Consider the following 13,139-nt stretch of genomic DNA (forward strand, 5'->3'; position numbering starts at 1 on the left):
GGGAGCAGCTATGAGTCAGGGACAGCGAGGGACAAAGAGCTCGCGGCGCCGCACCCCGGCGTCCGGGTCCGACGCGTCCACGGGCGGCGGGTTTGGTTCGGCAGCGCTCGACAATCCGGTCGCCGCAGGCGGCTGGCTGGTCATGGTGCTGACCGGTTTTCTGATCATTGCCAACGCGATGGTGTTTCAGACCGGCCGCCACCCCGCGCCTTTGTTCGAGACACGCGAACGTGCGGCGACACAGCCGTCCACCACGGCGGTGCCTGATCGGGAAATGCTCCAGGAACGAAAGCTGGTGCGCGACATCCAGATCGAATTGCGCCGTCTTGGCATGTACGAGGGGCCGCTCGATGGCCTCAAGGGACCGGCGACCGAGCGCGGCGTGCGCGGCTATCAGCGCGCCCGGGGACTTGCGGAAACCGGGCGGGTCGACGAGCCGCTGCTGGCGCGCCTTGCGCTCGACACCGGTGACGGGGTCGGCGTTTCAGATGCGCCGCCCCTGCCACCGCAGCCGCCTGCCGTTCCATCGGCAGCATCGCCGCCGGCAAGCAATGCTGCGGCCCTGTCGCCGGAGCGTGCCCGGATCTCCGCCATCCAGTCCGCCTTGGCAGAACTTGGCTACGGGCCGCTGGAGGTCGACGGCTATTCCGGAGACGAGACCTCCAACGCCATTCGCCGGTTCGAACTGGATCGTGGCCTTCCGATCAACGGGGCGATCAGCGACAGGATTGCCAAGGAACTCGAAAACGTACTGGGCCGCCCGCTCGGTGGCTAGGGTCAGGACCTGTTGCTATGACTGAAATGGCGTTCGAGATGACGAGAGATGCAAGGAAAAGCCCAAAGAGCGGAGCCGTTCCCCGGTCGAGGGCTTTGACGCCGCAGGTCGACGTCAGCTCGGCCGTCCTTCGGATCGGGCGGATCCGCACGGGATACCATGTCGCAATCCCTTGAAAGGCTTCAGCCTTCCTGCGGGCTTGCTCCTCGTATCCGCACACATCCGCTTCGACCATCGCAATCATATCAACAGGTCCTGACCCTAAGTATGCTGGGACGCGAGTCGCGCTCCTGCCGGGCGCGCCGCCGGAGATCCTGAATGCGCCTGACATCCGATTTCTTCGTTTCCGCGCTTGTTCGCAGGTGCTTTTCGGAAAACGCTTACGCCAGCATTGTCTCCAAGGGCGCGCTCGAGGCGGGGGCGATCTATATCGTCGTCGACCGGCGCGACGGATGCTTCGACCTCTACGGCCCCGCGCCGCAATCGGCGTTCGAGGGCGCGACACCCGGCAGCCGGCTTTTCGAGGTCCTGTTGACCTTTGCGGACAAGGACGACGTCGACCGGCGCCTTGCCTCGGAGCGGCGCATGGATCCGGATGTCTGGATTGTCGAAATCGAGGACCGCGAGGGCCGCGTCTTCTGGGATGTCGTCGAGACCTGACCGCAGCACCGCCGCCGTCCCGTGCGGTCGCGACTGCGCGTCACCCCGGCTTCACAAACTGCTTTCATAGTCGCGCGCCGAACCTGCATAGTCGGTTCGAAGGTTCCCCGACCCGGCTTTGGCGGACCGTTCCGCGACAATCTGAAAAAGGCCCTATGTCCGTCTCTCTTCGTTCCCTGTCCAAACGCTTCGGCTCCCATGCGGCGCTTTCCGAAGTTTCGCTCGAAATCGAGACCGGAAGCTTTTTCGTGATTCTGGGACCGTCCGGCTGCGGCAAGTCGACACTCTTGCGGCTGATCGCCGGTCTGGAAACCCAGGACGGCGGCGAGATCGACATTGATGGACGGCGCGTCGCCGGTGCGGGCTTTCATGTGCCGCCGGAGGACCGCGACGTCGGCGTCGTATTCCAGTCCTATGCGCTTTGGCCGCATATGAGTGTTGAAGGCAATGTCGCCTTTCCGGTCGAAAGCGCCAGGCTGTCGGCGCGCGAACGAAAGAGCCGGGTGGAGCGCAGTCTGGAGACGGTGGGGCTCGACGGTTTTGCCAGGCGCAAGCCCGCGTCCCTGTCCGGTGGCCAGCGCCAGCGGGTGGCGCTGGCGCGCTGTCTCGCCCAGGCGGCCGGAACGGTGCTGATGGACGAGCCGCTGGCGAACCTCGACCCGCATCTGCGTCAGACGATGGAAGAGGAACTGGCCGAGTTCCATCGCAAGACCGGGGCGACGACCCTCTACATCACCCACGACCAGCGCGAGGCGATGGCGCTCGCCGACAGGATCGCGATCCTGTGGGAGGGCCGCGTGCTTCAGGCCGACCGGCCCGAGCATCTCTATCGCCGGCCGGCGAGCGAGCGGGTTGCCCGTTTCATCGGCCGTGCCGCAATCTGGGACGGGATGCTGGACGGCGTGTCCGGTGCGAACGGCACACGCCGCGCCGAGGTGCGCTGCGGGCCGTTCCGCTTTGCCGCCGAGTGCGCGGGCTCTGTTGACCAGGGGCCGGCACGCATCGTTCTGCGGCCGGAGGATGTCGAGATCGCGACCGAGCCGCATGCGGTCAACGCGCGGGTCGAGTCGGCGGTCTATCGCGGCGGGTTCTGGGATGCGGCTCTTGCGGTGGAGGGCATGGCCACGCCGCTGGTCGCGCATGTGCGCCAGCGGTTGACGCCGGGCGAAACCGTTCCGGTCAGCCTTGCGTCGGGCTGGGTCTTGCCGATCGGGTAAGCCCGTCGCTGGGGCCGCCCCGGATCTGCTTGTCGGGAAGACCGGTCGTCGTCCCGCGCGATGCTGCCGCATGACAGGAAATGCAATCCTGACCACTCGTCTCTTATGCAAACCCGGTATAAAGCGGTTGTAATTTAAAATTTATCGATTTCTGATTGATAATTTTGCGGATATATGAACTAAATACATTGTGGGTTTTATCTAATTATTGGTTCGAGGCAATCCTTCGGGCCGTGCTTTTCTCGAAACCACGCGAGCTATCTGAAATTCAAAGATTTCAAGTCGTGCAAGTCTATCGGACTTCTGCGGGTGGTATTCTGTTTTAAAAAAACCGGGAGGCGGCAACATGATTGCACAAGCGAACAAGGCTGGGCGGGCCTGGGTACTGGGTACGTTTGCGGCATTTGCCGCGATCCTGCCTTTGGCGGCAGCACATGCGGAAACACTGCTGTCGGTCGGTCCGGAGGGATGCGACGGGCAGGTCGCCATCGGGGGTGCGGTCGGGCAAAGTTTCACGCCGGAAAGCGGTCTCGATCTGCAGTCGGTCTCCGTCTGGATGACCCCGGACGGCGGTGACAGCGGCTATGACATGTTCCTGCTTCAGGGCACGGGGCCGTCCTCCCCACCTCTTGGTCTCTCGCAAACGGTGTCGGTTGGCGATGGGACCGCGGCAGGATGGCAGGCGTTTTCATTCGATGGCGTCGCGCTGGCAGGTGGGGAGAGTTACACTTTCGTGGTCGTTGGCCGGTCGTCTTCCGATGCCACACTGGCGCAATGTGCCGATGCGTACGCCGGCGGACGCGCCCATCGTCCGGGCGAGGAGGATCTCGATGCGGCGACCGACCTTGCCTTCCAGATCGAGGGAACGCCCTTGGATGGGGACTCGAGCGTCGCAGCGATGCTGCCGCCACCTGCCGATCCGGGCGAACCGGCAAATGCCTTGCCGCCGGAGATCGCGGCACGGATCGCCGAGCGCGATCTTGCCGCGCGCAAGACGGTGATGCCGCTTGGCGATTCCATCACCGACATGCCGGACGTGTTCGGAGCCGCCTGGGGCGGCTATCGCAAGGACATGGCCAATGACGCGGCCTTCGCGGGTCTGTTCCGGTTCATCGGCAGCTATGGCGTCTATCAGTATTCCAACTCGCCATCGCCCTGGGACATGCCCTGGGACCAGCGCTTCCATTGCGGCTGGAGCGGGGCGACGATGGACGGCTACGGCGGCAATCCGTCGACCTCCATCATCCAGAACTACTGGAAATGCCGGACAGTCACGACGTCGGTTGACTATGTGCTGATGCATGCCGGAACCAATGATCTGCGGAACGACAGGCTGCCGCCCAATGAACTGGGCGAGCGTACCGCCCTGCGCACCGTTGCGCTGATGGAGGGGATCCTGCAGTACTCGACGTCGAAGATCATCGTGGCGCAGCTCATCCCGCAAACGGGCGGGTCCGCGAAATTCAACGTCAATGTCATCGAGTACAACACGTCGCTTGCCAACATGGTCGCGCAGAAGCTGGCCGATCCCGCGACGGCCTGGTACTGGCGCCCGCGGGTGAAGATGGTCGACATGTATCAGGCCTTCTTCAAATGGACGGGCAATCAGCCGGCAGCCGCGCTGCAGGATGGGCTGCACCCCAGCCTCTGGGGCGCGCAGATCATGTCCTATGAGTGGCGTGCCGCGATGTACACCTTCCCGAACTGATCCGCGCACTCGGACAAAACACGAGACCCGCAGGCTCGGTCGAACGGATGGAGCCTGCGGGGTCTTGCGCTTAGTCGCGCCAGGGGATCGTGCCCGGCGGCACATGCCGGGCAAGGCCGTTGACGGCGAGCATCACCAGCACCGTTGCAAACACCGTGACGCTCGCCATCGCAGCGGCAAGCGTGGTGTAGCCGCCGTCCTCGTAGTTGAAGATCGTGGTGCCGATGGTCTCGTTGCCGGCCGACCACAGGAGTGCCGAGACGGTCACCTCGTTGTAGGCGGTGAGAAAGACGAGGATCGCGCCCGAGGCGGCCGCAGGCGCCACCAGCGGCGCATAGATCCGCAACAGCCGGCGGGCGAAGCCGGCACCGGCGACCCTTGCGGCATCGTCGAGGCTCGGGTCGATCTGCACGTAAGCCGCCGTGACGGATTTCAGCCCGATGGCGAGAAACACGCCGACATAGGCGATCAGGATGATCGCCAGCGTGCCGTAGAGGCTGACGCCGAAGAGTGGCAGCGGGCGCAGAAACAAGAGGATGAAGGCAATCGACATCACAAGACCCGGCACCGCATAGGCGATGTCGGCCTGGGCCGCGGCAAATCCCGCCAGCTTGCGGGCGGTGCCGCGCCGCACGATCAGGAAATAGCCGAGCGGGATGGAGATCGCGGCGATGACGAGCGCCGCCACGGCGGCCGCGAAGGTGGAATTGGCGAAAGCGCGCAGGGTCACCGATTGGCGAAACAGGATCTCGGCGAAATTTTCCAGCGTGAAGGTGTCGGCGGCGAGCGGCAGGCCGTAGGTTCTCACCAGCGCGGTCGCGAAAAGGGCGGTCGCCGGCAGCACCAGCGTCAGCGCGACAAAGCTCCAGAGCGCGGCCTCCACCGCGCTGCGCATGCGCCCGAGATCAATGGCGCGCGGCTGCTGCGGCAGGCCGACGAGCGCGTTGCGCATGCCGCGTTGCAACAGGCCCTGGGCGGCCACCAGCGCCAGGGTGACGAGGGCGAGCAGCACCGAGATCAGCGCCACATTGGCGATCACGTCCGGACCGAAGCCGGCAAGCCGGCGCCAGATCAGCACCGGCAGCGTGGTGTAGCGCGCCGGAATGCCGATCAGCGCATTGATGCCGAAATTCCCGAGCGCGCTGATGAAGGCCAGCATGAAACCGGCGAGAAGCGCGGGCGCAAGCAGCGGCAGCGTGATGCGCGTGAGCCGGCGCAGCCCGCGCGCGCCGCTGACCCTTGCCGCATCGCTCAACTCGCGCGGAAAGGCGCGGAGTGCTGCGCGCACCACCAGGAAGACGATCGGCATGTGCTGCAACGCCAGAAGCGCGACGAGCCCGCCGGGCGTATAGACCGGATGCGGGCTTCCCGGCGCCGGCGCGAGGCCGAGCCACTGCAACACCGGGCTTGCCGGGCCGAGCGCCTGACTCCAGGCGATCGCGGTCACATGCGGCGGGATCATCATCGGGATCAGCACCAGGAAGACCAGCGCTCCCTTGGCGCGCACGTTGGTCAGGCCGATGACCAGCGCCAGCCCCGTGCCGGCGACGCTCGCCAGCACGGCGGAGAGAAAACTGCTCTCCAGCGAGTTCCACAGCGCGCGCTGGACGGAGCGCGAACCCGCCGTCTCCATCAGCGGCGCGAGCGTTCCCGTGCCTTCCGGGGCAAGCCCGACGGCGAAGAGCAGCGCCAGCGGCAGACCGCAGACGAGGGTCGTCAATGAGACGACGGCGGCGAGGGAAAGCCCTTCGCCGCCGCCCATGCGTCTTGTCAGCTTCGCCAAGCGTTATCCGCCGAAGATTTCTTCGAAGGTCATCTTGTCGGCGACGTCGTTCTCGAGCGCCTTCGCCGGATCGAAGTCGAGCAGCTTGATCGTGTCGCGGGCCGGGAAGCCGGCGGGCGGCGCGATGTCCGGATGCGCGGGCAGATAGCCCTGGTCGGCGGCAAGCTGCTGGCCCTCGGGCGACAGAAGGAAGTCGACGAAGGCTTTCGCGGCGTCCGGGTTCTTCGCGGTGGAAAGGATGGCGGCCGGCTCGGTCACGGCCGAAACGCCTTCCTCGGGAAACACGAAGGCAACCGGCGCGCCGTCGGCGGCGCCACGGATCGGCAGGAAGTCGACGACGAAGCCATAGAGCTTCTCGCCGCCGGCGATCGCGCGGTAGGTGCCGCCGTTGCCGCCCTGCGGGTTGGCGCCCTGGTCGGCGAGGCCCTCGTAATAGGCCCAGCCGAGGTCGGGATGCGCGGTGATCGCCGCCATGTGGATGGTGGCGGCGCCCGAGGTCAGCGGCGAGGGCATGGCGATGCGGCCCTTGGCCTCCGGCTTGAGGAGGTCGGCGTAGGACGTCGGCACCATCTCGGCGTTCGTGTTGTAGACGATGCCGGTGGTGATCAGCTTGGTCGAGAAATAGGTCTTCTCCGCGTCCATCAGCCCGGCGTCATACCCGGAAACATCCGCGCTCTCATGGGCCATCAGCCGGCCTTCCTGCTTGAGACCCTCCATCGTCACCATGTCGGCGATGAGGAGAACGTCGGGCTGGGGGCTGTCGGCGGTGAACTCGGCCCGGAGCTTTGCCATGATCTTCGTGGTGCCGTCGCGCACCCATTCGACCTCGACCTGCGGGTGTTTCGCGGTGAAGGCGTCGACGGTCTGCTGCGCGTCGGCATTGGGCTGCGAGGTATAGAGCACGAGCTTGCCGGACACTTCGGCTGCGGCGGGCGAAACGGCGAACACGGCGGCGGAAAGGGCGGCAGCGCGGATGGCGGCCTTGAAGCTGGTCGTCATTGAGGTCTCCCGGACGATGCGGCCCGGCACTCCGGGCGATCCCGAGGCCGTATCAGACCCATGTAACATTTGAACGACCGCCTGTCACAGGCCGCGCCGCGCCGGGGGGCTATTCCGCGATGGCCGCCGAACGGATCCATTTTTGCGGGAGCAGGTCGCCGCCGAGCGGCGAGATGAAGAGCGCCGCGCCGTCCGCCGTCGCCTCCACCGCATGAAGCGCCTCGCCGCTCGTTCCCTGCGGCAAGGCGATGTCCCAGCGTGCAGCCGCGTTGCAGCCCGAGGGAACCGGAACCGCCGCCGTGCAGACCGGATCGACATCGAAGACCGAGGCGGTGCCGACGCCGGTGAAAGTGGTGGTGCTTGCGGTCACGAACATCTGCAGGCTCGAGGATCCCGGCGCGGGCGCCAGCGACAGGCCGTAGACGCCCAGATCCGCGAAACAGGCCAGTTCCTGCAGGAAGGTGCCGTCCGTGCGGATGATCTGGACGCGGTGGTTCAGGGCATCGGCGACATAGACCCGGTCGCAGGCATCGACGTCGATGGCATGGGGCAGATTGAACTCCCGCTCGCCCGATCCGGGCTGATTGTCGGGCGCCGACCAGTCGCTCAAAACGGTGGAGGTTGCGGGATCGATGGAAAGAACCCGGTTGTTGAGACCGTCGAGGTCGCCGTCGGTCACCCACATCAGGCCCGCGCGGTCGAAGGCCACATCGGTCACCTTGTCGAATTGCACCGGATCGAGGCCCGTGCCCTGGCTGGTCTCGCCGCAGGTCCCGATGCTGCCGAGATAGGTGCCGTCGAGGGTGAACTTCTTGATGCAGTGGCCGTAGCTCTTGCTCGCCGTCACCGGCGGCGCCATGTCGGTGATCCATGCGTACGCCGTGCCGTCGCCCGCCGTCTGGAAGGTGAGCGAATGAGGCTCACCGAGATCCGTCGTCGTCCATGTGGAGAGAAAGACCCCGTCGAGGCTCCAGACGGAGACCGCCGGGTTGCCCCGCTGCACCATGTAGAGCTGCGTTCCGTCCGGCGACAGGGTCGTCCAGCTCACGTTCTGGAAATCGAAGCTGCCCGCCTGCGGAAAATCCGGATCGAGCAAATAGGCCTCGACGACCTGCGCGTGAGAGGCGGGGGCGGCGATGCCGGCGAGAAGCAGCAGGGCGGCGGCACGCGCGCCATTGGCAAGATGCCGCCACCGGCGGCTCGGCTCGGGCATATTGAAGCGATCGGTCATCGTCCCGGTCTCCGTGGCTACGGTGTCACGCCTTGGGGGGCGGCGCGGTGTGATGCAGGGCGGCGCCGGTCGGTTTGTCCGTTCCCTTGCCGCCTGCGTCCGAGACCGTGCAAAGTTCGGGCAGCGCGTAATATTCGGCCGGGAACCAGGACGGGGACTCGACGTAGTCATAGTAATCGGCGAGCGCCAGGCTGGTGCCGCCCTCGGCGATGGTGGAGGCCGATTCCATGAAGGTGACGGGCCGGGCGTTGGTTCCGTCGGAGCCGGGCAGCAGCGAGTACCAGGTCCAAAGATAGCGGCCCTGCGGATACTCCTTCGTCGGCGGAAACAGCACCGAGATGATGTTGGTGGCCTGGCCCGGAGAGAGCGCGGCATTGTCGGTGACGGTTGCGTGAATTGTCCCTTCCACGGCCGGAATACGGGCCCAGTCCGGCGGCTGCTGGCCGAGGCCGATGTTGTCGCAGGAGAGCACAACGGGCGTCGGATAGCCGCGGGTCAGAAAATAGATCTCGTTGTAGATAAAGCCGTTTCCCGCCCAGGGCGGCGGGGTGGTGCCAGCAGGCGCGACGCCATAGAGCAGCGCCACCTGATCCTGAAACCCGGCGCTTGGATTGTACTCATACGACATGATCGTCGCCTGCGCCCGGTCGGTCACGACCCGGTAGTCGGCATCCGGCTTCCACTGGTAGAGCACGACGGTCGGCAGCGGCAGGCTGGCGGAATCCACCGGCGTCATGAAGGTCGTCATGTAGAAGCAGTCGTTCCACACCACCAGCTTGAGGTCGTTCGGGTTCCCCGGCTGGAAGCCTTCGATCACGGGCGTGACCCATGTGCTGACGTTGGGCGAGGAGGTGGCCTTGAACGCCGGGAAGTATGTGAAGGAAAAATTCTGGAAAAACGCCAGCTGCGCCGGATCGCCCATGGTCGGCGAGGGCGGCGGGGCGCCGAACATCATGCGGAACGGCAGTGCCGTCGCGCTGTCGAACCAGGTCCAGGTCGCGGCGTTGGAGCCGGGAACCGGCTGGGTCCACCAGTCGACCTCCTGTGCCTCCATCCAGTTGAGGTAGCCGGTCTGGAAATAGCTCGCGGTGCTCGGAAGCCAGTTCTGCGTCGGCAAGGTCCAGCCCATGTCGACATCGGTGAAGGTCAGCCCCTTGTCGGTCGAGACCCTGGTGCCGGACGGAGTGATCACATACCACCAGGTGCCGTAATCGAGGCCGACGACGCGGATCGACATGGTCTCCTCCGCGACATAGCCGATGAAGGCGAGGCACATCTGGTAGAACGGCGTGGTCTTGGGATCGTTTCGCGGCGGCGGGCTGTAGGCATGCAGCAGCGCGGTGCATTCCCAGCTCGCCGGCAGCACCGGCGCGGTGGCTCCCGCCCGCGTTTCAAGCTGCGGCGGCTTGGCGATCGGGAAAGTGCCATGGGTAATCCGGGTCATGATGCGCCCCTTGAGTGATGGCTCCGACCCGGGCCGGAGAGGTTTTCCCGACGGCCGTGTGCGCTGAAATGTCGGCGAAGCCCGCCCGAAGGAAGGCCAACTGCTTGCGGCTGTCGATCTCTGTGGGATGTTAGCGTAATTCTCGTATAAATGGCATAAAAATGACGCAGACAACTTAAATGCGAAGATATTGTTCGGGGGCGCGGGTTCCGCTATCCGGCGTCGCGTCGAACCGTGCGCCGGGGGAGCGGGTGTCCGCCGCGTCCGGTTTGCATGGGTGAGCCGACCGCGCGGCGCTCCGCGTGCGCGACACCTTCCTGAAGGGGGGTGTGGGCGGCGGTGCGTTCGCGGGGGGGCGTCTCGGCCGCGGCCGTCTTGCGCCAGCCCTGGGCGATCATCATCGCGGCGCGTGGGGTGATGGTGTCCTGCAGGCGAAGCAGCGCACGCACGTCATCAAGCGGCAGGCGGGCGCCCAGAAGCCGCACCAGAATACGCCCGCTCTCCGTGTGGCTCGTGCCGAGCGCACGCAGGCATACGACCAGCGCTTCCCCGCCCGTGTCGTCGACGATACGCGCGGCCACATCACCCGGAAGGTCCAGCGTGTAGGCAAGGTGGGCGGCAAAGGCGGCGACCCCGCCCGATAGCGCGGCGTCGACGAGCGAACGCAGCACGGCGGGTTTGAACTGGGCGGACAGAATGCGCGGATCGCCCTTGCGTGCCAGTTCCGACAGCGTCCGGGCTTCTGCGGCCGCGATGGCCTCCATCCGGCCGGTCGTATTCAGGTCGAGAAACAGGTGAAACAGCGTGTCGGCCGGCAGGGCCTTGCGTCTCGCAAGATCGCTGGCGAGCGGTGCGAGCAACTCGGGGCGGGCCGTGAGGAGATCGAGCATGCTGTCGTCGATCTCGATATCGTCGCGTTGCAGGACGCTGCGGACTGTTTCGATGTCTCCGTGGCGGAAAAGCGTGGTGACAATGTGCAGCGACAGGGAGTCGCGCTTTGCTATGGCGCGGCGCACGATCTCGGGGCCGCCTGCCGCACGATTGATCAGGTCCGGTTCCGGCAGCGCGCGTGGCGTGGACACGGCCGCCGCGGCAACCTGCGCGTCGGGGTCGAAGGTCAGCAACGTCAGGCAATCAAGCGGGGCGTCGCCGTAGGGCGCGAGCAACCGGGCGATGGTCAGGCGGTGCGGCGCGGGCGTTTCGGGAATCAACTGACGAAACAGTTCTTCAAACACCCTTTGCTCCTGGCGGGGATGCGACGGGGTCGTGACATAGAGTTCGCTCGCGGCAAGCAGCAGATGTTCCTTGCGCTTGTCCTGCGTATCGAGAGAGAGATCCACGACGCCATCCAACGGCTTGTAGGCCGCTGACCGGAGGGCGGGCGGCACGGGAGAACTGGGCGGATGCTTGTCAGTTTTCGACACGGGCGGACTTGTCACTCTACACGGGACCGCAACACGCCCCGGACTCAACACACACGCCGGACCATCGCGCACGAACGATCCGTTCGCATAGAAATGCCAGAAAACCGTTAGCGACTTGTTAACCGTGACTCGCGCCTACTGACTTTACGGCAGATGGTTTCGCGTGACCTGCCAGGGTTCCAGGCCCGGCCTCCCGCCGGGCCGCTGAGCTCATGGAGGATACAATGGGCACCGTGCTGAGTTTCAATTCATCCCGTCGTTTCGACCGCTCACTTCATCGCTGCGGACCGCAGAGCCCTGGCCATCAGGCCGAGGTGGTGATCTTTCCAGGCGTGCGAATGGAACGTGATACGCTTGATCTTGCGGCCCGAATCGGGCGCAAACGAGAGAGTGGTCCGCAAGTTGGCGCGGATCGCGAACCTGGCCGCCCGCTCTGAAGGCAGTCGGCCTTGGATGTGTCTGTGCGGGCCTCGCGCCGCGCGTCGACGCTTTCGGGTTCCGCGACGGGAAAGGCCCCCGGGGTGAAGACTGGCAATGTTGGCAATTCGGCGCGGCGACGTCGGGCGTTCCTGCGCTTTGCGGGATTGGCGCTTGTCGCTCTTGCGCTCGCCGCCTGTCAGCGTCCGACCGGTGATTTCGGCCGCGCGAGCCCGTCCGTCATTCACGACAAGATCCTGCCGATGGCGGGGGACGAACTCGCAGCCGAGCGCGGCGAACCGGTTTCCAAGTTCAATTTGACTGATGACGAGCAGGAACTGCGCGATCGCGCCTGGACGCTGATCCGCCCGCCTTCGTCACAAGACTGGATCGAGGGCACGCGCACGGAGCTGATCCGCACGCGCATCATTCCCGAAATCGGCGGCAAGGCCGACCCGGATCGCTACTATGCCTATCTGCGCTCCGACCGCTATGCCTCCAGCGAGGTTCGCTACGATCGCGTTGCCGCCGACGCCACGGCCGATGCCGCGCTTGTCGAGCCGTTTTGCCGGGTGGTCATGCGCGTGGATGCCGCCGATCAGGAGCGGCTGCGGGCACTGGGACGCAGGGATGTGTCGAGCGAGGAAGAACTCGCCGGTGCGCAGGCCCGTGTGTGGGAGAACCGCCGCCACATCGACTGGGCGTATCAGGCGTTGCGCCACCGGCTGACTGCTTACCGACAGGCAATCGACTCCCTGGAGATCGAAACGCCGTCAAGCGACAGGGTCTGGGACGCGAATGTCGCGTGGAAGCGGCTTGCGGCGGAAATCGTCCGTCTGCACAAGGGCTGCGACACCGTCAACCGCTACGGCCAGGAGACGGTGCAGCGGCGCTCGCGCATCTATGACAACTGGGGCACGGAACGCGCCGCTCCGAAAAAATAGCACGGTGACGCGGCAGTCGACGCAGGGCGTCGGTTGTACTGAATCGATGCGGGCATGGCATCCGGCTGATGAGGATGGGTCGGTTGGGTGGCAGGTGCCGAAGCGGTGAAGACATCAAGCTCGCCTCAAACACATCCCTAGTGGTTCGATGCCGACATTTGGCTCCCCGTGCAGCACCGCCGCAGCAAATGTCGGAATCAAGAGAACCACTAGATAAATATATGATTGTAGTGGAGCTTCTAAATTTGGTCAGGAGCCTCGCCGCAAACGGGACTCAAATGTCAAATTCGCTCCACTAGCCGCTTGTCGACGCTCCGTTTTCACCAATGCGGTAGTTCACGCAGCGGTACGGTCTGCCGGCCTTCGTGCTCTCCCTGCGTCTCCTTTTGTGATGCTGTGAACTTTCTTGTAGTTGAATGCAACCAAAATAAATTGAATGATAATATTGCAGCTAAATACGTTTTGATATTGAGTAATGAAAGTCAATAATATTTCTTTTTTACTAATTCTTAGGGGGTTTGGATGAAAGTGACTTAG

Annotated in this window: 10 protein-coding genes; 5 read left to right on the forward strand and 5 right to left on the reverse strand. The window is 64.9% G+C overall.

All coding sequences use genetic code 11. From position 1 onward, the window contains the following. The first annotated feature begins 10 nt into the window (after positions 1–10). The 4 genes from BLU32_RS04535 (at position 11) to BLU32_RS04550 (ending at position 4,360) form a co-directional block, all read left to right on the forward strand. Positions 11–775, forward strand: a complete 765-nt coding sequence (locus BLU32_RS04535; RefSeq protein ID WP_093805189.1) for a peptidoglycan-binding domain-containing protein — start codon at positions 11–13, stop codon at positions 773–775. A 318-nt stretch (positions 776–1,093) separates the two neighbouring features. Further along, complete coding sequence (locus tag BLU32_RS04540; RefSeq protein WP_093805190.1) at positions 1,094–1,435, forward strand: DUF1491 family protein; 342 nt, start codon at positions 1,094–1,096, stop codon at positions 1,433–1,435. A 155-nt stretch (positions 1,436–1,590) separates the two neighbouring features. Next, positions 1,591–2,652, forward strand: a complete 1,062-nt coding sequence (locus BLU32_RS04545; protein ID WP_093805191.1) for an ABC transporter ATP-binding protein — start codon at positions 1,591–1,593, stop codon at positions 2,650–2,652. A 346-nt stretch (positions 2,653–2,998) separates the two neighbouring features. Then, positions 2,999–4,360: a GDSL-type esterase/lipase family protein gene (locus tag BLU32_RS04550; protein ID WP_093805192.1), complete on the forward strand. Its 1,362-nt coding sequence runs from the start codon at positions 2,999–3,001 to the stop codon at positions 4,358–4,360. 70 nt (positions 4,361–4,430) lie between these two features. Here BLU32_RS04550 and BLU32_RS04555 read toward each other — a convergent pair whose 3' ends face one another. The 5 genes from BLU32_RS04555 to BLU32_RS04575 form a co-directional block, all read right to left on the reverse strand. Then, positions 4,431–6,143, reverse strand: a complete 1,713-nt coding sequence (locus tag BLU32_RS04555) for an iron ABC transporter permease (RefSeq protein ID WP_244501790.1) — start codon at positions 6,141–6,143, stop codon at positions 4,431–4,433. 3 nt (positions 6,144–6,146) lie between these two features. Further along, positions 6,147–7,142, reverse strand: coding sequence for an ABC transporter substrate-binding protein (locus BLU32_RS04560; RefSeq protein WP_093805194.1), 996 nt, complete (start codon positions 7,140–7,142; stop codon positions 6,147–6,149). 109 nt (positions 7,143–7,251) lie between these two features. Next, a complete protein-coding gene (locus tag BLU32_RS04565) occupies positions 7,252–8,373 on the reverse strand; it encodes a hypothetical protein (RefSeq protein ID WP_093805195.1) in 1,122 nt (373 codons plus the stop codon). Between the two features lie 25 nt (positions 8,374–8,398). Further along, entirely contained in the window at positions 8,399–9,817 is a 1,419-nt protein-coding gene (locus BLU32_RS04570) for a hypothetical protein (protein WP_093805196.1), read from the reverse strand. A gap of 212 nt (positions 9,818–10,029) precedes the next feature. Beyond that, positions 10,030–11,157, reverse strand: a complete 1,128-nt coding sequence (locus tag BLU32_RS04575; RefSeq protein ID WP_157727504.1) for a DUF2336 domain-containing protein — start codon at positions 11,155–11,157, stop codon at positions 10,030–10,032. Positions 11,158–11,762: 605 nt separating this feature from the next. Between BLU32_RS04575 and BLU32_RS04585 the strand changes: the two genes are divergently transcribed. Next, positions 11,763–12,602, forward strand: coding sequence for a hypothetical protein (locus BLU32_RS04585; RefSeq protein WP_208976975.1), 840 nt, complete (start codon positions 11,763–11,765; stop codon positions 12,600–12,602). Positions 12,603–13,139: the final 537 nt, after the last annotated feature.

Source organism: Stappia sp. ES.058 (genome assembly GCF_900105595.1).
Classification (GTDB): Bacteria; Pseudomonadota; Alphaproteobacteria; order Rhizobiales; family Stappiaceae; genus Stappia.

Coding starts and splice junctions, on each gene's coding strand:
- BLU32_RS04535 (WP_093805189.1), top strand. CDS start 11: ATGAGTCAGGGACAGCGAGGGACAAAGAGCTCGCGGCGCCGCACCCCG.
- BLU32_RS04540 (WP_093805190.1), top strand. CDS start 1,094: ATGCGCCTGACATCCGATTTCTTCGTTTCCGCGCTTGTTCGCAGGTGC.
- BLU32_RS04545 (WP_093805191.1), top strand. CDS start 1,591: ATGTCCGTCTCTCTTCGTTCCCTGTCCAAACGCTTCGGCTCCCATGCG.
- BLU32_RS04550 (WP_093805192.1), top strand. CDS start 2,999: ATGATTGCACAAGCGAACAAGGCTGGGCGGGCCTGGGTACTGGGTACG.
- BLU32_RS04560 (WP_093805194.1), bottom strand. CDS start 7,142: ATGACGACCAGCTTCAAGGCCGCCATCCGCGCTGCCGCCCTTTCCGCC.
- BLU32_RS04565 (WP_093805195.1), bottom strand. CDS start 8,373: ATGACCGATCGCTTCAATATGCCCGAGCCGAGCCGCCGGTGGCGGCAT.
- BLU32_RS04570 (WP_093805196.1), bottom strand. CDS start 9,817: ATGACCCGGATTACCCATGGCACTTTCCCGATCGCCAAGCCGCCGCAG.